This window comes from Aquabacterium sp. (assembly GCF_016234775.1).
GTDB lineage: Bacteria > Pseudomonadota > Gammaproteobacteria > Burkholderiales > Burkholderiaceae_C > Aquabacterium.
Map to the genome: position 1 here is coordinate 39,831 of NZ_JACRAH010000031.1, position 20,010 is coordinate 59,840.

Genomic DNA, 20,010 nt, shown 5'->3' on the forward strand with positions numbered 1-20,010 from the left:
CTCTCGCCCGCACACGCATCAATGCGCGTGGCGGTTACGTTCCCCGGGCTTCGGGGACGCCACCTTGGCCTCGACAGGTTGACGCAACATGCGGTCGCGGGCATTGGTGCGATCCTGCACCTCCCCTGCCAACTGCCCACAGGCCGCGTCGATGTCGTCACCACGCGTCTTGCGGACCGTGGTGATGATCCCGGCGTCGGCCAGCAAGCGAGCGAACGCCTGCACGCGCTCATTCTGAGAACGATGCAAGCCCGACTGAGGGAAGGGATTGAAAGGAATCAGGTTGAACTTGCAGTTGATCTTGCCTTTGACCAGGGCAATCAACTCGCGGGCATGCACATCGGTGTCATTGACGCCATCGAGCATGCAGTATTCGAACGTGATGAAATCGCGCGGCGCCGCCTGCAGGTAATCGCGGCAGGCATCGAGCAATTCGTGAATCGGGTATTTCTTGTTGATCGGCACCAGCTCGTCGCGCAAGGCATCGTTGGGCGCATGCAGCGACACGGCCAGCGCAACGGGGCAATCGGTCTTCAGGCGCTCGATCATCGGCACCACACCCGAGGTGGACACCGTGACGCGGCGGCGCGACAGACCATAACCGTGGTCATCGAGCATGACCTTCAAGGCCGGCACCAGCGCGCTGTAGTTCTGCAGCGGCTCACCCATGCCCATCATCACCACATTGCTGATGATGCGCTCGGACGTGTTCAAGCGCTGACGCAACACATGCTCGGCATGCCACAACTGAGCCAGGATCTCACCCGTGGTGAGATTGCGACTGAAACCCTGATGGCCTGTCGAGCAGAAACGGCAACCAACGGCACAGCCCGCCTGCGATGAAATGCACAGCGTGGCGCGGTCGTCTTCGGGAATGTAGACACTTTCGACAGCGTTGCCGCCGCCCACATCGAACAGCCACTTGATCGTGCCATCCGACGAGATGTGTTCGCTGATGACGGGCAGACGCTTGAGGGTGGCCACACCCTGGAGCTTGCCGCGCAGCGACTTGGCGAGATCCGACATCTGATCGAAATCGGTCGCACCTTTCTGATGGATCCAGCGGAACAACTGGGTGGCGCGAAAACGCTTCTCGCCCAGTTGCTCGCAGAACGCGGTCAACCCCTCAAGGTCATAGTCAAGCAGATTGACGGCGTCCATACTTCTTCTTGAACCAGCAAACGGTCAACAGCGAATTAACGGCTGTAGACGTTCAGAGCGGGGAAGAAGAATGCGATTTCAACGGCGGCGGTTTCGGCAGCGTCCGAACCGTGCACGGCGTTGGCGTCGATGCTGTCAGCGAAGTCAGCGCGGATGGTGCCCTTTTCGGCCTTCTTGGGGTCGGTAGCGCCCATCAGGTCGCGGTTCTTCAGGATCGCGCCTTCGCCTTCGAGCACTTGCACGAACACGGGGCCGGAGATCATGAAGCTCACCAGATCCTTGAAGAAAGGACGGGCAGCGTGCACAGCATAGAAAGCTTCGGCTTCAGCTTGCGACAGTTGCACCAGCTTGGCAGCGGCCACCTTCAGGCCAGCGCCTTCAAAGCGGCTGACGATTTGGCCAATGACGTTCTTGGCAACGGCGTCGGGTTTGATGATCGAGAGGGTGCGTTCGATAGCCATTTAGTTCTCCTGATTCTCAGAAAAGATCTGCAGATTTGACAAAACCCAGCATTGTACTGCGCGTCAGTGGCAGTGCCGAGCGTGAAAAGCATTCAAAGGCGGGGTGTCAACGCGGGTTTCCCTGAGGCAAGGCCACCCGACATCCCACCATCCAAAATCAACGGCGACCGCGACCACCGCCGCCGCCACCACCACCGCCGCGACGGCCACCACCACCGGTCTTGCCAAAATAGGCATCGGCACCGATGTAGCCAACGGATGTCTGCAGCGGATCGGGCTGGCGAGGGCCGCTGCCCTTCTTCTGAGCACCACCATGGTCCTGCTGGTCCGGACGGCCAAAACCCGACGTGATGCGCTTGGAGCCCTTCACGAAGCGCTTGTCGAAGGTCTGCTCCAGCGGGTTGGGGATAGGCCCGATGTGATCCAGATCGTCATCCGAGTCATGGCGAGGCGCCATCTGACGGTCTTGCTGGCGATCCTGCTGGGGGCCACGTTGCTGTTGCGGACGATTGCCGTAACCACCTTGCCCACCCTGGCCGCCTTGACCACCTTGACCACCTTGCGGACGACCGCCCGGACCTTGTTGTTGCTGACCACCACGGCCGCCTTGCTTGCTCTTGAAGCCTTGCTGACCTTGCTGCCCCTGACCTTGACCCTGGCCTTGCTGGCCACGTGGCTGATTCTTGCCGCCACGACCTTGGCCTTGGCCCTGGCCTTGACCGAACTCCTGGCGATCCATGCCCGCCAGCGACTTCACGGCGCGCACGTCGGATTCACCCAGCTCAACCCAGACGCCACGCTTGAGGCCACGAGGCAGCACGATGGCACCGTAACGCACGCGGATCAGGCGGTTGACCGTCAGGCCAACGGCATCGAACAACTTGCGCACTTCGCGGTTGCGGCCTTCGGTGATGACCACGCGATACCACTGGTTCACGCCCTCGCCTTCACCCTTGCTGATGGACACGAATGAAGCCGACTGACCTTCGATCTCGACGCCAGTCAGGAGCTTGTTGCGCGCACCTTCGTCCAGCGTACCCAGCACGCGAACCGCGTACTCACGCTCCACGCCAAAGCGGGGGTGCATGAGCTGATTGGCCAACTCGCCGGAGTTCGTGAACAGCAGCAGACCTTCGGTATTGAGGTCCAGACGGCCCACCGACATCCACTTGCCGTTTTGCAGGCGAGGCATGCGCTGGAACACCGTCGGGCGACCTTGCGGATCGTCGTGCGTGACCACTTCACCGGTCGGCTTGTGGTACGCCAGGATGCGTGCAGGCGGCGGCGCAATGCGCACGCGGATCGGACGACCCGCCACCTTGATGCGATCGCCAAAGGAAATGCGCTGACCGATGTGCGCGACCTGGTCATTGACCTCGATGCGACCGTCTTCGATCATCTGCTCGATGTCGCGGCGCGAACCCACACCAGCCTGGGCCAGCACCTTCTGGAGCTTGGGCGCATCAGGTTCGGGGCGCAGCACGCGCTTGTAGGGGCCAGTGTCTTCGGCAGCGGCTTCCGCCACTTCCTCTTCGTGGGTCTTGTCGAAGTCGCCCGAGAGCAACTCGGCAAACACCTCGGTCGCCTGCTCGGCCGCGATGGCGGCACGGCGGGACGGACGCTGCTCTTCGCCGGACTCGTCAGACGACTCCGGCGCATCACCCTCAGCCGACACGCCTTCACCAGCCTGCGCAAACCGCTCCTCACGAGGCGGACGATCACCGCGCTCGCCACGAGGACCGCGCTGACGATCACCCCGATCGCGATCACGGCGGCCACGGCCCTCGCGGCCTTCGCGCGGTGCGGCGCCTTCGCCACCTTCGGCAGCAGACACAGGAGCCTGCTCCGCACCATCTACCGCAGCCTCAGGGGCCAACTGGATGAAACCGTGCGCAGCCTCCTCACGAGGCGTTTCAGCCGAAGCCACGGCCGCCTCTGGCGCCACGGCAACAGGCACAGACTCTGCCACCTCAACAGCCTTCTTGCGCGGGGCGCGCTTGGGCTTGGCGTCAGCCGTCACCTCAGGGGCCACAAGCTCTGCGGCCTCAGCAGGCACCGCGTCGGCCACGACCTTCTTGCGACGCGTCGCCGTCTTTTTGGCCGGCACCGCCTCTTCAGGCGCCGTCACGGCCTCAACTGCGGGGGCGGCCTCTTCGGCTGCCTTCGTACGGCGCGTACGCTTGGGCTTGACCACCTCGTCGGCGACCAAAGGCTGTTCTTGGGGATCTTGCATGGGCACGTTGTCTGTGGTCATGGAGCAGGGAAATCGGTATGTGGTTCTGTAACGGTCTGCCCCTGTACTTCAGACGGAGCGGCCGGTTCATCAAGTGGTGCAGCGGACGCGACAGGCAGGTCAGCCACGGCAATGTCAGCCACCTCACCGACAGATTCGGCAGGCGGCAACTCAGGCGACGAAGCAGCAACCGACTCCAGCAGAGACGGTTGATCTTCGGTCGGGCCAGCCTCATCGGCAGGCTCATTGTCCGGTTCGACCTCTTCCAGTCCAGGCAACAAGGCCTGGCTGACCGGCAAACCATCCAGTGTCGGCAACTCGTTGAGCGAAGCCAGCCCCAGATCGTCCAGGAACTGTTTCGTCGTGGCATACAAGCCCGGGCGACCAGGCGCCTCGCGGTGCCCGATAACCTCCACCCAGCCACGCTCTTCCAGTTGTTTGACGATGTTGGAACTCACCGTCACGCCACGAATACTTTCAATGTCACCCCGGGTGACCGGCTGCTTGTAGGCAATGATGGCCAGCGTTTCCAGGGTCGCCCTCGAATACTTCGGGGGCTTTTCAGGGTTCAATCGATCCAGATGAGGCTGCACCTCGGCACGGGTCTGAAAACGCCAACCGTGTGCCGTCTGACGCAACTCGACGCCTCGACCACCCCAGCGCGCGCTCAACTCAGCCAGCAACGACAGCACCGTATCCGCAGACATGGTGTCGTCAAACAACTGGCGCATTTCACGCACCGTCATAGGCTGGTGGGCGCACATCAGCGCCGCTTCAAGAACGCACTGGGCATCCTGAGGATTGAGGACTTCCATCTCTTCAATCGAATGTGGTCGGATCGCCTGGCATGGCTTCCGTACGAAACGCCTGACAGCAGACCAGCCGATGTCATGCGGCCAATCCACGAATCAAACTACGCGAAGGGCGTCACATACGCCCGGATACTTTTAAATTAAAAGGGACCTCGGTTCGAGGTGATCAGGCCGGGGAACGCCTTGAGGGCTGACCTCCCGTGACAGGCTTTTTCTCAAAAGCCGCCCGATTTCGGGTTCTTGACCCGATATCTGTCGAAGCATTATGCACCAGTTACGCCAAATCTGTTGCCCTTCATCAAGGGGCCGGTGCCGACGCTGCCAACAAAGCCCACGCCGAGGCCATGTCGTCAGGCAAAGGCGCTTCGAATTTCACCGTTTTGCCTGTTGCCGGATGAACGAACGACAACCTCGCGGCGTGCAAGGCCTGCCGGGTCATCCCCAAGGCTGGCGCACCGCCATACAGGGTATCGGCGACCAGCGGGTGCCGCCGACTACTCATGTGGACGCGAATCTGATGCGTGCGTCCTGTGTGCAGCGTACACAACACGCCACTGAAACGGCGTGCCAGCAGTTGCTCCCCCTTGCTGCCCTCAGACGCGGGAGCCCACTCACCCAGCAAGAGCCGCTGCACATCCGTCCTGGCTGGCTTGCCAGACGGCACGACAGCCATCTTGATGCGCGTGACCGGATCGCGCCCGATCGAGGACTCCACGGAAAAAGAATCGGCCACCTGCCCATGCGCCAGCGCCAGGTACTGCCGACTCACCTCGCGTGCGGCGATGGCGCGCGTCAAGGCGGTGACGGCTGTCACGGTCTTACCCACCACCATCAGGCCACTGGTGTCCTTGTCCAAGCGGTGCACGATGCCCGCCCGAGGCAGATCGGCCGCGCCGGCATGGTGCGCCAACAAGCCATTCATCAAAGTACCCGTCCAGTTGCCGGCCGCCGGATGCACGACCAGACCCGCAGGCTTGTTGACCACCAGCAAGTGCTCATCCTCAAAAACGATGGGCAGATCCATGGGTTCGGCCAGAAAGGCCTGGCTCTGCGCGGTGGGTTTCAGCAAAACCACCACACGCTGCCCCGCCAGGACCTTGCGCGAAGCGGAGTTGGCCACCTTGCCATCCACCTCGACACACCCCTCGTCGACAAGGTTCTTGAGGTGACTGCGAGAGAACTCGGAAGCCCCGCTTACCAGGAACACATCCAGGCGCTGCCCATGCCCGGCCGCATCGACCTCCAGCATGCGGCGCTCGGGTTCGCGCCCTGCGGCAGTCAGGACGGGCGCCGGCGCATCCGACCAGTCGTCATCGGGCAGGTCAACGTCAACCACCTCATCGGGGCTCAGATCAACAACGCTGGGAGAAGATTCAATACGGGGACGACGCGCCATGTGGCAAACAAACCTGGTAAGGAGACAAAGATGGGCCCGAGGGCTTCTATACTGCGGGTTCCGACGCTGCAAGGCGGGACTGCAAGCGGAGCAATCCGCAACATAAACACGTGAAACTGCTGAAGAACACCTCTTGGAGCACCTGGACCGGCCAACGTGCCGGCCTGCTGGCACTGGCCGTGAGCGCCCTCATGGTCGCATGCGGATCGGCCCCTCAAGACGAGTTTGCCAACATCAGTCCAGACAAATTGTACGCAGACGCCAAGGAAGAGGCGGATGACGGCAATTTTGAGAGCGCCATCAAGCGCCTGGAAAAGGTCGAAGCACGCGCATCCGGCACGATCCTGGCCCAACAGGCGCAGATTGATCTGGCTTACGCCTATTACAAGACGGGCGAAAAGGCCCAGGCTTTGGCCAAGCTGGAACGCTTCATCCGGTTGCACCCCACCAGCCCCGCCCTGGATTACGCCTATTACTTGCAAGGGCTGATCAACTTCAACGACGATCTGGGTTTGTTCGGCCGCCTGGCCAGCCAGGACCTGTCTGAACGCGACCAGCAGGCATCACGCGATGCGTACGAATCGTTCCGGCAACTCGGCGAGCGCTTCCCGAACTCGAAGTACGCGCAGGATGCGCGCCTGCGCATGAACCACATCGTCAATTCGCTGGCTGCCGGCGAAGTGCACGTGGCGCGCTACTACCTGCGACGCGGCGCCAACCTGGCCGCCGCCAACCGGGCGCAACAGGCCATCAAGGACTACCGCCAGTCACCCGCCATCGAAGAGGCGCTCTACATCATGGTGAAGGCCTACGACAACCTGGGCCTCGTTCAACTGCGCGATGACGCCCAGCGCGTGCTCAAGCAGAGCTTCCCGAACAGCAAGTTCCTGAGCGAGGACGCTGCGAGCGCCCAAGCGCAGGCCAAAAAGCCTTGGTGGCAACTCTGGTGAGTTGAGCGCCTGACGCACAAAACAAAGGGGGCTTGACAGCCCCCTTTTTCATGCTCGCCCCAGACTGGGCCGCCACTCAATCGCCGCTGGCCGCACCACCCGTGGTGAAGCCAGACAGCGTCCCTTGGTCGTGCACCTCGCGACCCAACGGCCGCACATCGACAGGCTCCTCGGTCGGCGCGATCTCATCTGACGGATCCAGCGGTGTCTGCGCACTGTGGATGCGGTGCACGAAGCGGCGCGCCCGGTCATACGGGAACACGTCGTGCACATAACCGGCCTTGATGCGCTCCTTGTGCTGCTGCCAGAAGTCAGCCTCCAGCAGATCGGCATGGTGCTTCATGAAGATGGCGCGCACGCGCGGGTCACCCAGCAAAAAGGGCCCGAAGGTTTCCGGGAACACATCATGTGGGCCGACCGAGTACCAGATCTCGCCGGACATCTCGTCTTCCTCGTTACGTGGCTCGGGCACCTTGCGGAACACGCAATCGGTGACGTACTCGATCTCGTCGTAGTCGTAGAACACCACCTTGCCGTTGCGCGTCACACCGAAGTTCTTCCACAGCATGTCGCCAGGGAAGATGTTGGCCGCCACCAGATCCTTCAGGGCATTGCCGTACTCGATCACGGCATGCTCCAGCGACTCGCCTGTGGCCTCCTGGATGTAGATGTTGAGCGGCACCATGCGACGCTCGATGTAGAGGTGCTTGAGGATCAGCACCTTGCCGTCTTCGTCCTCTTCGATGACGCTGGGCGAGAACTTGCGCAACTCTTCGATCAGCTCATCGTCAAAGCGATGACGAGGGAAAGCCACGTTGGTGAACTCCAGCGAGTCGGCCATGCGCCCGACACGGTCGTGCTGCTTCACGAGCTGGTACTTGCCCATGATCTGGGCGCGCGTGGTTTCCTTTTGCGGCGGGAAGTAATCCTTGATCACCTTGAACACGAAGGGATAGGACGGCAGATCGAACACCAGCATGACCATGCCCTTGATACCAGGGGCAATGCGGAACTTGTCACTCGAGTGTTTGAGGTGGAAGAGGAAATCTCGATAGAACAGGTTCTTGCCGTGCTTCTGCAGGCCGATGGCACTGTAGAGCTCGCCACGCGGCTTGCGCGGCATCAGCGTGCGCAGGAACTGCACATAGGCTGAAGGCACCGGCATATTGACCATGAAGTAGGCGCGCGCAAAGCTGAACAGCGCCAGCAGGTCATCCTCGCCGAACAGGGCTGCATCGATGTAGAGGCGGCTCTTGGAGTTGTGCAGGATGGGGATCGCAAATGGCAGGCTGCGGAAGCCGTTGACCACCTTGCCGACGATGTAGGCGCCCTTGTTGCGGAAGAACAGCGAGGACAGCACCTGGATCTGGAAGTTGGTGCGCAGGCGCACGTTGCCAACCTGCTCCAGCAAGGCCTCGTGCACAAAGGTGATGTCGCGATCCAGATCCTCGAAGGGGATGGCCAGCTCATAGTTCACGACCAGCGTCTTGAGCATCTCCTTGAGATTTTCGCGCGTAGGGTAGTAGGCCCGGAACGTGGCGTTGCCCTCACCTTCATCGTCGTCGATGTACTCGGTCGACACGGCCGGGCGCACGAAGATGAAGTCGTTCTGGTAGTACTTGCGGTGCAGGATCTTGATCGTGACCGAGTTGAAGAAGGTCTCGGCCAGTTCCGGCTGTTTGTGGCCCGTGAGCAAACCGATGTAGAACAGCTTGATCTGGTGCCAGACCTCCATGGGCAAGCTGCTGGCCTGGTAGTCCTGCTCCAGGCGCTCGACGGCTTCATCCACACGCAAGTCGTAGAACTCGATGCGCACCCGCTGCGCGGTCTGCTGACCGTGCCAGTCGGCTTCTTCGAAACGCTTCTTGGACTGCGAGCTTGTTTCGCTGAAGATCTTGTAGTGGCGATCGAAGCCATCGAGCAAGGCCTTGGCGATTTCAAAGACGCGTGGGTCGGTCAGCTGTTGTGGAAACATCGTTTGCCTTGAGTGAACGAATGGAACGGGCGGACGTTGATCAGGTTCTGCTTGCGTAGCGCTGCTTGAGCTTGGCCAGCGCCTGCGAATAGGCTTCGGCCAGCGCCACCGGATTGGCCACGGACATGCGCAAATCGTTGATCAGGCCATTATGCAAGCCGTATACCCAGCCATGAACCATGACCTCCTGGCCACGCGCCCAGGCGTCTTGCACCACGGTGGTGTGGCACACGTTGAGGCTTTGCTCCAGCACATTGAGTTCGCACAGCGCATCCAGCCTGGTCTGCCCTTCCGGCAGGCTGAACAACCAGTCCTTGTGCTGATGCCGCACATCCTGAACGTGGCGCAGCCAGTTGTCGGCGATGCCGATGCGCAGGTTCTCCATCGCGGCCTTGACGCCACTGCAACCGTAGTGCCCCACCACCATGATGTGCTTGACCTTGAGCGAGTCAATGGCGAACTCCATGACGGAGAGGCAGTTCAGGTCAGAGTGAACCACCACGTTGGCCACATTGCGGTGCACGAACAGTTCACCGGGGAGCAACCCGCAGATTTCGTTGGCCGGCACGCGACTGTCTGCGCAGCCGATCCACAGATACTGAGGCGACTGCTGTTGCTGCAGCCTGGAGAAGAAGCCGGGCGTGCGTTGCTCGATGTCGCGCGCCCAGACCCGGTTGTTGTCAAACAGGTGATCAAGTGTCATAGGAGTGAGTGTAGTAAGGGATGCCCCCGATCCTGCTGCCCCAAAGCAAAAGAAGCGTGTCAGTCAGGCCATTTCCCCTGACGCGCCTATAGATATCGCCCACCACAGTCTTGCGATCAGGGATCTGCAGGATTTGAGGACACCTCCAGCGAGTCCGCAAGGCACAATGGCTCGCAGATTCACCCCAGCGAGCGCCATGCCCCACCAGCCATCCCCCCTGCACTACCCACTGGGCGACGCTCGCCCCGAGCCTGGTGAGTTGATGACCTTGCGGCCAGGCGTGCATTGGATCCGCATGCCCATGCCTTTTGCGCTCAACCACATCAATCTGTGGGCTCTGGACGACGAACTGAATGGCGCAGCGGGATGGACCATCGTCGATGCAGGCGTGGCCACCGAGGCCATCCGCGAAGCGTGGCAAGCCTTATGGCAAGCCCCCTTGGCTGGCAGGCCACTGACACGCATGCTGGCCACCCACATGCACCCGGACCACGTTGGCAATGCCCAGTGGCTGATCGAGCAGTTCAGCGCCCCCGGCTGCCCCGCACGCCTGTGGATGAGCGCCACAGACCACTTCGCCGCCCAACTCGCCTGTGAATCGACCACAGGTTTTGGCGGGCCTCGCGCGGCAAATTTCTTTGCCGAACACGGCCTGAACCAGCCGGAAGACGTGAGCAAAGTGCGCGGGCGCAGCAACTACTTCAAGTCACTGGTGCCACAAGTACCTTATGACTATCGCCGCCTGATGGATGGCATGCGCCTGACCATCGGTGAGCGTGAATGGCAGTGCATCGCTGGCTACGGCCACAGCCCGGAACACATCTCGCTGTTCAACGAGCGCGATGGCCTGCTGATTTCCGGCGACATGCTGCTGCCCAGCATCTCGACCAATGTCAGCGTGGTTGATCTCGAGCCCGAGGGAGACGCGTTGGGCCTGTTTCTGAGCTCGCTGGACAACATGGCCGACCTGCCTGCCGACACGCTCGCCCTGCCCTCGCATGGCCTGCCTTTCACCGGCATCCACGCCCGGATCCAGCAACTGAAGGACCATCACCGGGATAGGCTGGATGACGTTCTGAAAGCATGCAGCATCAAGCCCAGCCACGCCGCAGACATGTTGTCCGTTCTGTTCAAACGGCAGCTCGATCTGCACCAGACCACCTTCGCCATGGGCGAGGCCATCGCGCACCTCAACTACCTGTGGCACCGCGGCCAGTTGAACCGCAGCCGCTCGCCAGAAGGCTGCTGGCTGTACGAGAAGGCCTGAGTCAGGCCTCAGCCCTGGCCTACCAATCAGTCGGGAATGACCGCGTGACGAAGCTGATCGCGCGGGCCGTCAAACGTGGGCATCACCGAACGCACCACCTCCCAGAAACGGGGGCTGTGGTTCATCTCGCGCAGGTGGGCCAGTTCATGTGCCACGACGTAATCGATGACGTCGATGCCGAAGTGGATCAGGCGCCAGTGCAAGCGGATGGACCCATCCACACTGGCACTGCCCCACCGCGTCTTGGCGGAAGACAGACTGACCTTGCGCACCGACACATCCAGGCGTTCCGCGTAGATGGGCACCCGCGCCTGGAAGACCTTGACGGCCTCCTGCTGCAGCCAGTGCTGCACCGCATCGCGAATCTGGTCAGATGAGGCGCACTGAGGCAAGCCCAGGTGCAAGGTGCGCTGGGCCACGCCAGGCAAGGCGCGCTCGACCAGCACAGATGGCTCATGCAGCACGGCACCTTCAATGCGAGGGTCCAGCACCAGCACCACCGAATCACCCAGGTAAGGCACGGTGGCGCCCTCACGCCAGTCAATGCGCGCCGACAACTGCTTGTGGGCACGCTCGCGCTGCTCGACCAGCTTGGTACAAATCCAGCGTTCCTTGGCACGCAAGGCCGTCTCGATATCGGTCGACGACACCCAACGCGGCGCACGCACGCTCAAACCCTCGACGCCCACCACCATGCCGATGGAGCGGCGACGGGCACGCTTGATTTCATAAGACACCACAGCTTTGCCCAGACAGATTTCATGCTCGCCTTGAGGGTGACGGAACCAGGGCAAGCCACTGAGAGGATGGCACTCGACGTGATGATGATGGGGCGCCCGCAACGCGGACGTGGTGGACGACGCCGGCGCGTCATCCAGAACTGGCAAGCCATCGCCCCGCCCTGCGAGATCGGATGCCAGTGAAGAAGACGAAGACAAAGGAGGGGCCGCAAGCGGCGATACAGCAGCAGTCAAAGGAGGAAAAATATGAGGTACGACAGAGATCGCCGACGGCGGCTCGGCGCGGAACTCTTCGTCCCCCCACAGAGCCAGCTGCATCGGCACGGGGAGTTTCAAGTCAACTCCCCCATATGGGTCGCGACCGGGCTGTCTTCGCCATGGGCCTTGCGATCCCGCAGGATAAGAAAGTCTGCAAATGCAGACAGATCAGGGTGGATGGTCAGATCAGGCACACGCTGGCGCAGGTCATACAGATCGGCCTCACTCATCGTGGCCGCCTGACCGGTGCGAACCAGATGAGGCTCGCACCCCACGGATTGCGCTGCCAGCACGTCACGAGGCAGATCCCCGACCATCGGCACGCCATCCAGGCTGCGCCCGAAACGCTGACCGATCATCTGGAAAAGACCCGGCAAAGGCTTGCGGCAGGTGCAATGGTCTTCCGGCGTGTGCGGGCAGAAAAACACCGCCTCAACCCGGCCGCCAACCTTCGCCAGCAACTGGTTCATCTTGGCGTGCATGGCATTGAGCGCGACCATGTCGAACAAGCCGCGACCGATGCCGGACTGGTTCGTGGCCACGACCACATGCCAGCCGGCGTGGTTCAGCCGGGCAATGGCATCAAGCGCGCCGGGCAGTGGCACCCACTCGTCGCTGGACTTGATGTAGTCCTCGCGTTCGTGGTTGATCGTACCGTCGCGATCGAGGATGACCAGTTTCATGCCCTCTCCGGGGTGGATGCGTCCAGACAAGAGATCACGCCGCCAGTCTGGAGATATCCGCAACCTGGTTCATGGCCTTGTGCATCGTGGCCAGTAGACCCAGGCGGTTCGCCTTCAGGGCAGCATCATCGGCATTGACCATGACGCTGTCAAAGAAGGCGTCAACGGGTGCTCTCAGCACGGCCAGCGCCTGCAAGCTTGCAGTGTAGTCACCTTCTTCGAAGGCTGCGCGTGCTTTTGGCGCAGCCGCCTGCAATGCCTCGTAAAGCGCGGCTTCGGCAGCCTCTTTCAGCAAGGCGACATCGACCTTGGCTTCCACCTCGGTTTCGGCCTTCTTGAGGATGTTGCCCACACGCTTGTTGGCGGCGGCCAGTGCTGCGGCTTCGGGCAGCGCGGCAAAGGCACGCACAGCCGCCAGGCGACGAGGCACATCACCCAGGCGCTCGGGCTGCAGTGCCAGCACGGCGTCAACTTCCTGGGCGCTATAGCCCTGCTCGCGCAGCGACACGGCCAGGCGATCCGAGAAGAAGCTCAGCAGGTGTTCTGCGGGGTTGCTGATCAGCTCGCCGAACACGGGAATGACGGCAGCGATCAGCGCTGACAGATCCAGCGGCAGGTTGTTTTCCACCAGGATGCGGATCACGCCCAAGGCATGACGGCGCAGGGCGAACGGATCCTTGTCACCCGTGGGCAACTGGCCGATACCGAACAGCCCCACCAGTGTCTCCAGCTTGTCAGCCAGGGCCACCACGGTACCGGTATGGTTGCGTGGCAGCGCGTCGCCTGCAAAGCGGGGCTTGTAGTGGTCTTCGATGGCGATGGCCACGCCGTCGCGCAGGCCTTCATGGCGCGCGTAATACGCACCCATGATGCCCTGCAGCTCGGGGAACTCGCCCACCATGTCGGTCAGCAAGTCGGTCTTGGCCAGGCGTGCAGCCTGCTGCGCCTTGCTGTCGAGCACGTCGAAGTGGTCCTTGGCGTCCACCGTGAAGGGCACGGTGGCCAGGCTCCATTGCTTGACGATCTCGTGGGCAATGGCGCGCACGCGTTCGGCACGGTCACCTTGCGTGCCCAGCTTGCCGTGGTAAACGACCTTGGCCAGGCCACCCACGCGGGATTCGAGCGTCTTCTTGCGGTCCTGATCGAAGAAGAACTTGGCATCGGCCAGACGCGGGCGCACCACGCGCTCGTTGCCGCCGATGACAGCGCTCGGATCTTCAGGGCGGATGTTGCTGACAATCAGGAACTGGTTGGTCAGCTTGCCCGATGCGTCCAGCAGCGGGAAGTACTTCTGGTTGGCCTTCATCGTGAGGATCAGACACTCCTGAGGTACTTCCAGGAAGGCCTCCTCGAAGCGACCCGTCAGCACGTTCGGGCGTTCGACCAGGGCCGTGACCTCGTCCAGCAGCGCATCGTCTTCGATCGGCTTGAGGTTGGCGCCAGCCTTGGCTGCTGCAGCCGCCAATTGGCGCTCGATCTCAGCGCGGCGCTCGGCAAAGCTGGCGATGACGGCGCCGTCACGCAGCATTTGCTCGGCATAGGTGTCGGCGGTCAGGAGGATGATCTTGTCGACGCGCGCCTCGAAGCGATGACCCACGGTGCTGCGGCCGGCCTTGAGGCCCAGCGCACCAATCTGCACCTCCTGATCACCATGCAGGGCCACCAGGCCATGCGCAGGACGCACGAAGTTGACGCTGGTCCAACCCGGCTGGAAGTTGGCGCCTTCGCCTTGCTCCAGCTGGTAGGTCATGACCTTGGGGATGGGCAGTTTGGCGATGGTGTCGTCCAGCGCTTTTTGCAGGCCTTCGGCCAGGGTGGCACCCGCCTTGACGCTGTCAAAAAACAGTGCTTCGGCCTTGCCATCCGGTGCACGCTTGAGGCTGGCAACGGCTTCGGGGCCAGCGCCCAATGCAGCCAGTTTCTTGAGCAGTGCAGGTGTGGCGTTGCCGGACGCATCAAGGCCAACAGCCACCGGCATCAGCTTTTGTTGCACAGCCTGATCAACGGCCTTGGCTGCCACATCGGTCACATGCACGGCCAGGCGACGAGGCGAGGCGAACGAGGTCACCACGGCATCAGCCTTAGCCAGTCCCTGCGCCTTCAGGCTGTCGGCCAGCACGTTGGCAAAAGAGTCACCCAGCTTCTTGAGCGCCTTGGGGGGCAGCTCTTCGACAAACAGTTCAACGAGGAGGTTAGCGGTGCTCATTTTCAGGCAGCCTTCTTGTTATTCAGTTGTTCGATCACTTCGTCAGCCCAGGCCTTGGGGGCCATCGGGAAGCCCAGGCGGGCACGGCTGTCAAGGTAGGCCGCGGCCACGGCGCGCGCCAGATTGCGGATGCGGCCGATGTAGGCGGCACGCTCGGTCACCGAGATCGCGCCACGCGCATCCAGCAAGTTGAACGTGTGCGCAGCCTTGAGCACTTGCTCGTAGGCGGGCAGCGCGAGCTTTTGCTCCATCAGGTACTTGGCTTGCGTCTCGTAATTGGTGAACGCATCCAGCAGGAACTCGACGTTGCTGTGCTCGAAGTTGTAGGTGGACTGCTCCACCTCGTTCTGGTGGAACACATCGCCATACTTCACGATGTTGCCGGCCGGATCCTTCGAATAGACCAGGTCGTACACGCTTTCAACGCCTTGCAGGTACATGGCCAGACGCTCCAGGCCATAGGTGATCTCGCCCGTGATGGGCTTGCAGTCGATGCCGCCAACTTGCTGGAAGTAGGTGAACTGCGTCACCTCCATGCCGTTGAGCCAGACCTCCCAGCCCAGGCCCCAGGCGCCCAGCGTGGGGTTCTCCCAGTCGTCTTCCACAAAGCGGATGTCGTTCTTCTTGAGATCGAAACCCAGCGCTTCCAAAGAGCCCAGATACAACTCCAGGATGTTGGCCGGTGCCGGCTTGAGCACGACCTGGTACTGGTAATAGTGCTGCAGGCGATTGGGGTTCTCGCCATAACGACCGTCCTTGGGGCGACGGCTGGGTTGAACGTAGGCAGCCTTCCAGGGCTCGGGGCCCAGTGCGCGCAGGAAGGTGGCCGTGTGGCTGGTGCCTGCGCCCACTTCCATGTCATAGGGTTGCAGCAGTGTGCAGCCCTGGGCGTCCCAGTAGCTTTGCAAACGCAGGATCAGTTGCTGGAAGGTCAGCATGTTGTTGCCTTGTGTGATGCAGGCCGCCCGATGAGCAACCTCGATCGATGAGAAAAACAGGATTGTTCTGTCTTGCAATCCGGGAGCCTGTTGGTTCGGCTCAACCCAGATGCAAAACCTCGATTCTAGTGAATGGCGGCACCGTCTCCGCCAAGGGGTGCCAAAGCGCGACTTCTTCTTCCCGCACAACCCGCCAGAATCAGCAGCGAAGCCAGCACCAACAGCGGCCACAAGCCCCACCTGGATGCCCAATAGGCAAAGGGCGTCACGCCCGATCGACCTTGAACGGAAGCCTCCAGCACACCACGCGTGTTGGTCTCCAGCGCATGGGTGACCTGCCCCAGGTGATTGATCACCACCGTAGCCCCGGTATTCGTGGCCCGCAATGTAGGCAACTGAAATTCCAGCGAGCGCATACGGGCAATCTGCAAGTGCTGATGGATGGCCACACGCGCTCCAAACCATGCCAGATTGCTCACATTGGCCAGAATGGTCGGAGCTTGCTGCGCGTCACGAAACCTCGCGGCGATCTCCTCGCCATACAAGTCCTCGTAGCAGATATTGGGCGCCACACGCTGATCCTGTACGGCAAAGGGCGGCGCATTCAGTGGGCCACGCGTGAAATCCCCCAGGGGCATGTTCATCATCTGGACAAACCAGCGAAAGCCCATGGGGATGAACTCACCAAACGGCACCAGATGGTGTTTGTTGTAGCGATACATGCCCTCAGGCAATGCCATGGAGTCAGCCGACAGGCCTGCCACCGAGTTGGTATAACCCACATCGAAATCACCCAGCGGCACACCAATCAGGGCGGACCGATGGCTGCCTGCACCAAAACTGCTCTTGATCTGATCCCAGTAGCCATCAGGCAATTGAGATGGCAGCAACGGTATGGCGGTCTCGGGCGCCACCACCAGTTGCCCCTTGGCCGATACGATCTGACGTCCGTGCCAGATCAACATGGGCACCTGGCGCTCGGAGACGAATTTCTCGTCCTGCGGCACATTACCCTGGAGCAGGCTCACGCTCAAAACGCGACCATGCGAAGCAGTGAACATGTGCACGGGCGCCAGGGAAAGAACCAGCACCACGACAGACAACAACAGCGGCACGCCAACACGCACCCAAGTGGTGACCCCACCCATGATCGACCAGACCAAGCCAGCCGCCATCAGCGCCCAGACGCCCCCCACGCCATACACGCCCAGCCACGGCGCCAGCTTCACCAATGGCGCAGACAACATGCCGTAACCACTGGCCCCCCATGGGAACCCCGTGAAGATGACGGCGCGGGCCCATTCGGCCAACACCCAGAGGCCCGCAAACAGCAGCGCATCGGCCCACCAGATCTGACGACGCCAACGCGCCCAAGCCCATCCCACCGCCGCCATGTAGAGGGACAAGGCCGCGCACAGACCGACAACTGCGAGGCCCGACAACCAGGCCGGCAATTCGCCAAAACGATGCAGGCTGACGTACATCCAGCCCGTCGCGCCAATCAGCCAGACGGTGCCATACGCCCAGGTCGCGCCAGCCGCCCGATGGGGTGACAGGGCATCTCGCCACAGGGAGAACAAGAGCACGCACAGTGCGGCGGTCTGAACCGCTGCTGGCGCCAGGGAAAACCAGTCTGCGCACCACGGCGACAGCGACAAGGCGTGCAATGCGCCTGAGGCAACGGCCCAGCGCATAGCGCGGTGCCGCCACCAAGGCAAGGAAGACAGCGTCATGAAAGCCAACTCACTGCTCGGCAGTTTCCGATGCATCCGGCGCGCGCGTCACCTTGAACCACCGCACTGCGCCGCCACGGGCCAGCATCACGGCAAAACGCAAGCCGCCCACATCCATGTGCTCGCCACGGCGCGGCACGCGCCCCAATTCGTGCGCCACAAGCCCACCGATGGTATCGAAATCCTCTTCCGGCAGATTGGTCTCGAAGGTTTCGTTCACGGACACGATGGACGCGTCACCCGCCACACGCTGACTGCCGTCAGCCAGAGTGAAGATGCTCGAAGGCGTGTCCTCGTCGTCGAACTCGTCCTCGATCTCGCCAACGATCTCTTCCAGCACGTCCTCGATCGTGAGCAGCCCAGCCGTCTTGCCGAACTCGTCGATGACGATGGCCATGTGACTGCGGTTGGATCGGAATTCGCGCAGCAACTCGTTGAGCCCCTTTGACTCAGGCACAAAAACCGGCGCACGCAACAAGGTGCGCAGGTTCAATTCCGGTGCTCGCTGGAGCTTGAGCAGGTCCTTGGCCATCAACATGCCGATGATGTTGTCGCGCGACCCTTCAAAAACAGGGAAGCGAGAGTGCCCGGTCTCAATGACTTGCCCCAGCAACTCATCGTAGGGGGAGTCAATGTCCAGCAAATCCATGCGCTTGACGGCGACCATCACATCGCCAGCGGACATGCTGGCCATGCGAATCACACCTTCCAGCATCACACGGGATTCAGGCTCGATCAGCTCTCGGTGCTCGGCTTGTGCCAGGCTTTCGATCAACTCCGCCGTGGAATCCGGCCCGGGAGATAAAAATTCCACCAGGCGAACAAACAGGCTGCGGTGATCACGCTCCCGCTTGTGGGAATGCGCATGGTTTTTCTCGACTTTGGTGGGCCGACTATGAGAAGGTTCGGACACGGCAGGGGTGTCGTGGTTGGGATGCCTCAAGAATACCCTATGGCCGCGTCAATTCAGTCACAAGCTCGCAGCACGTGGCTCAACACGGGGCTACACTTGTGCTATGAGCCTGATTCCTGTCACCATCCTTACCGGTTTTCTGGGCAGTGGTAAAACCACGCTGCTCAAACGTATCCTTACCGAAGCTCACGGCCAGCGCATTGCCGTGATCGAAAATGAATTCGGTGAAGAAAACATCGACAACGACATCCTTGTTGCCGACACCGAAGAGCAGATCATCCAGATGAGCAATGGCTGCATCTGCTGCACCATTCGTGAAGACCTGCGCGACACCCTGTCCGATCTGGCCAAGCAAAAGCGCGCCGGCACCCTGAATTTCGACCGCGTGGTCATCGAGACCACCGGTGTGGCCGACCCAGGCCCCGTCGCCCAGACCTTTTTCATGGACGACGAGATCGCCGAGTTGTATCTGCTGGACGCCATCGTCACGCTGGTGGACGCCAAACACGGCGACAAGCAGCTGGACGAGCGCCAGGAAGCGCGCCGCCAGGTGGGTTTCGCCGACCAAATCTTCATGAGCAAGACCGATCTGGTCCCCCAGGAAGAGGCCGACGCCCTCTCCCACCGCATCAAGCACATGAACCCCCGTGCACCGCAAAAGCGCGTGCACTTCGGTAACGTGGCGCTCAAGGAAGTCTTTGACATCAAGGGCTTCAACCTGAACGCCAAGCTGGACATCGACCCGGACTTCCTCAAGGACGACGGTCACGCCCACCATCATCACGATCATGGCGAACACTGCGACCATGATCATGAGCACGGCGAGCACTGCAACCACCCGCACCACCATGCGCACGACGACGACGTGAAGTCTTTCGTCTACAAGTCCAATCGCCCCTTCAACCCCACCAAGCTGGAAGATTTCCTGGGCTCCATGGTCCAGATCTACGGCCCGCGCATGCTGCGCTACAAGGGGGTTCTGAATGTCACCGGCATGGACAAGAAGGTGGTTTTCCAGGGTGTTCACCAGTTGATGGGCAGCGACGTCGGCCCCAAGTGGGCACCTGGCGAGACCAAGATCAGCAAGATGGTGTTCATCGGCATTGACCTGCCCCAGGACCTGTTCAAAGCTGGCCTGGATCAATGTCTGTCCTGATCGTCTGTCACCGAAATGCACACCTTGAGGGATAGTCTGGTGAAATCGGCCCGCAAGCGTGGCTACAATCCGCGCGCTTCCTGCGTTGGCGTAAGCCATCTCGGAAGCCTCGTTTGACCTGACGGGCGATGGAGCAGTACCTGGCCACGCGTAAGCTAAACAAGACATCAGTCTGTGGATCACGCATTTTGTGAAGGAGGATCCTGTGACGAAAACATCCGCCTCTGTGAGCAAATCGGCAAACGCTGCTTCGGCCAAATCAGCCAAGGCAGTGTCGACCTCCGCCAAAACGCCCGCCAAGCCAGCCACCAAGAAAGCGAGCGCCACCACCAAAGCGCCCGTCGAGAGCAAATCCGTCAAATCCTCTTCTTCAGCCGCGGCCAAACCAGCCGAAGCTACCGTATCAGCCCAATCCGTGGCTTCCG

Annotated in this window: 16 protein-coding genes; 3 read left to right on the forward strand and 13 right to left on the reverse strand. The window is 61.4% G+C overall.

Features of this window, described 5'->3' with window-relative positions:
* Window positions 1-18: 18 nt before the first annotated feature.
* The 5 genes from rlmN to HY836_RS08895 all read right to left on the reverse strand — a co-directional run bounded on the left by rlmN (window position 19) and on the right by HY836_RS08895 (window position 5,916).
* Entirely contained in the window at window positions 19-1,161 is a 1,143-nt protein-coding gene (gene rlmN / locus HY836_RS08875; protein ID WP_290675570.1) for a 23S rRNA (adenine(2503)-C(2))-methyltransferase RlmN, read from the reverse strand.
* A gap of 35 nt (window positions 1,162-1,196) precedes the next feature.
* Window positions 1,197-1,622, reverse strand: a complete 426-nt coding sequence (gene ndk, locus HY836_RS08880; RefSeq protein ID WP_290643141.1) for a nucleoside-diphosphate kinase — start codon at window positions 1,620-1,622, stop codon at window positions 1,197-1,199.
* Window positions 1,623-1,779: 157 nt separating this feature from the next.
* Window positions 1,780-3,855: a 23S rRNA pseudouridine(2605) synthase RluB gene (gene rluB / locus HY836_RS08885; RefSeq protein ID WP_290675572.1), complete on the reverse strand. Its 2,076-nt coding sequence runs from the start codon at window positions 3,853-3,855 to the stop codon at window positions 1,780-1,782.
* Window positions 3,856-3,872: 17 nt separating this feature from the next.
* Window positions 3,873-4,670, reverse strand: a complete 798-nt coding sequence (scpB, locus tag HY836_RS08890; protein ID WP_290675574.1) for an SMC-Scp complex subunit ScpB — start codon at window positions 4,668-4,670, stop codon at window positions 3,873-3,875.
* Window positions 4,671-4,965: 295 nt separating this feature from the next.
* Window positions 4,966-5,916: an RluA family pseudouridine synthase gene (locus HY836_RS08895; RefSeq protein ID WP_290675766.1), complete on the reverse strand. Its 951-nt coding sequence runs from the start codon at window positions 5,914-5,916 to the stop codon at window positions 4,966-4,968.
* 263 nt (window positions 5,917-6,179) lie between these two features.
* On the opposite strand from HY836_RS08895, the gene HY836_RS08900 reads away from it, so the two are divergent.
* The gene (locus HY836_RS08900) at window positions 6,180-7,013 is read left to right on the forward strand and encodes an outer membrane protein assembly factor BamD (RefSeq protein WP_290675768.1); all 834 of its coding nucleotides are present in this window, start codon (window positions 6,180-6,182) and stop codon (window positions 7,011-7,013) included.
* A gap of 76 nt (window positions 7,014-7,089) precedes the next feature.
* Here the strand turns inward: HY836_RS08900 and aceK are convergent, their stop codons facing one another.
* The gene (gene aceK / locus HY836_RS08905) at window positions 7,090-8,988 is read right to left on the reverse strand and encodes a bifunctional isocitrate dehydrogenase kinase/phosphatase (RefSeq protein ID WP_290675576.1); all 1,899 of its coding nucleotides are present in this window, start codon (window positions 8,986-8,988) and stop codon (window positions 7,090-7,092) included.
* A gap of 40 nt (window positions 8,989-9,028) precedes the next feature.
* On the reverse strand, window positions 9,029-9,691 hold the full coding sequence (gene can, locus HY836_RS08910; RefSeq protein WP_290675577.1) for a carbonate dehydratase: 663 nt from the start codon (window positions 9,689-9,691) through the stop codon (window positions 9,029-9,031).
* A 196-nt stretch (window positions 9,692-9,887) separates the two neighbouring features.
* On the opposite strand from can, the gene HY836_RS08915 reads away from it, so the two are divergent.
* Window positions 9,888-10,958, forward strand: a complete 1,071-nt coding sequence (locus HY836_RS08915) for an MBL fold metallo-hydrolase (protein ID WP_290675579.1) — start codon at window positions 9,888-9,890, stop codon at window positions 10,956-10,958.
* A 26-nt stretch (window positions 10,959-10,984) separates the two neighbouring features.
* Here the strand turns inward: HY836_RS08915 and HY836_RS08920 are convergent, their stop codons facing one another.
* From HY836_RS08920 to HY836_RS08945, 6 genes are all read right to left on the reverse strand, one after another.
* Window positions 10,985-12,034, reverse strand: a complete 1,050-nt coding sequence (locus HY836_RS08920) for a M48 family metallopeptidase (RefSeq protein ID WP_290675581.1) — start codon at window positions 12,032-12,034, stop codon at window positions 10,985-10,987.
* Window positions 12,031-12,639, reverse strand: a complete 609-nt coding sequence (gmhB, locus tag HY836_RS08925) for a D-glycero-beta-D-manno-heptose 1,7-bisphosphate 7-phosphatase (protein WP_290675583.1) — start codon at window positions 12,637-12,639, stop codon at window positions 12,031-12,033. The genes HY836_RS08920 and gmhB overlap by 4 nt, the downstream gene beginning before the upstream one ends.
* Before the next feature lie 34 nt (window positions 12,640-12,673).
* Entirely contained in the window at window positions 12,674-14,845 is a 2,172-nt protein-coding gene (glyS, locus tag HY836_RS08930; protein WP_290675585.1) for a glycine--tRNA ligase subunit beta, read from the reverse strand.
* Between the two features lie 2 nt (window positions 14,846-14,847).
* Entirely contained in the window at window positions 14,848-15,783 is a 936-nt protein-coding gene (gene glyQ / locus HY836_RS08935; RefSeq protein WP_290675587.1) for a glycine--tRNA ligase subunit alpha, read from the reverse strand.
* Window positions 15,784-15,908: 125 nt separating this feature from the next.
* Entirely contained in the window at window positions 15,909-17,516 is a 1,608-nt protein-coding gene (gene lnt / locus HY836_RS08940; protein WP_290675589.1) for an apolipoprotein N-acyltransferase, read from the reverse strand.
* Between the two features lie 10 nt (window positions 17,517-17,526).
* A complete protein-coding gene (locus tag HY836_RS08945; RefSeq protein WP_290675770.1) occupies window positions 17,527-18,345 on the reverse strand; it encodes an HlyC/CorC family transporter in 819 nt (272 codons plus the stop codon).
* A gap of 187 nt (window positions 18,346-18,532) precedes the next feature.
* Between HY836_RS08945 and HY836_RS08950 the strand changes: the two genes are divergently transcribed.
* On the forward strand, window positions 18,533-19,585 hold the full coding sequence (locus HY836_RS08950) for a GTP-binding protein (RefSeq protein WP_290675591.1): 1,053 nt from the start codon (window positions 18,533-18,535) through the stop codon (window positions 19,583-19,585).
* Window positions 19,586-20,010: the final 425 nt, after the last annotated feature.

Bases quoted from the DNA above. Each gene is read 5' to 3' on its own strand.
- rlmN (WP_290675570.1), bottom strand. From the start codon at position 1,161: ATGGACGCCGTCAATCTGCTTGACTATGACCTTGAGGGGTTGACCGCG.
- ndk (WP_290643141.1), bottom strand. From the start codon at position 1,622: ATGGCTATCGAACGCACCCTCTCGATCATCAAACCCGACGCCGTTGCC.
- rluB (WP_290675572.1), bottom strand. From the start codon at position 3,855: ATGCAAGATCCCCAAGAACAGCCTTTGGTCGCCGACGAGGTGGTCAAG.
- scpB (WP_290675574.1), bottom strand. From the start codon at position 4,670: ATGGAAGTCCTCAATCCTCAGGATGCCCAGTGCGTTCTTGAAGCGGCG.
- HY836_RS08895 (WP_290675766.1), bottom strand. From the start codon at position 5,916: ATGCTGGAGGTCGATGCGGCCGGGCATGGGCAGCGCCTGGATGTGTTC.
- aceK (WP_290675576.1), bottom strand. From the start codon at position 8,988: ATGTTTCCACAACAGCTGACCGACCCACGCGTCTTTGAAATCGCCAAG.
- can (WP_290675577.1), bottom strand. From the start codon at position 9,691: ATGACACTTGATCACCTGTTTGACAACAACCGGGTCTGGGCGCGCGAC.
- HY836_RS08915 (WP_290675579.1), top strand. From the start codon at position 9,888: ATGCCCCACCAGCCATCCCCCCTGCACTACCCACTGGGCGACGCTCGC.
- gmhB (WP_290675583.1), bottom strand. From the start codon at position 12,639: ATGAAACTGGTCATCCTCGATCGCGACGGTACGATCAACCACGAACGC.
- glyS (WP_290675585.1), bottom strand. From the start codon at position 14,845: ATGAGCACCGCTAACCTCCTCGTTGAACTGTTTGTCGAAGAGCTGCCC.
- glyQ (WP_290675587.1), bottom strand. From the start codon at position 15,783: ATGCTGACCTTCCAGCAACTGATCCTGCGTTTGCAAAGCTACTGGGAC.
- lnt (WP_290675589.1), bottom strand. From the start codon at position 17,516: ATGACGCTGTCTTCCTTGCCTTGGTGGCGGCACCGCGCTATGCGCTGG.
- HY836_RS08950 (WP_290675591.1), top strand. From the start codon at position 18,533: ATGAGCCTGATTCCTGTCACCATCCTTACCGGTTTTCTGGGCAGTGGT.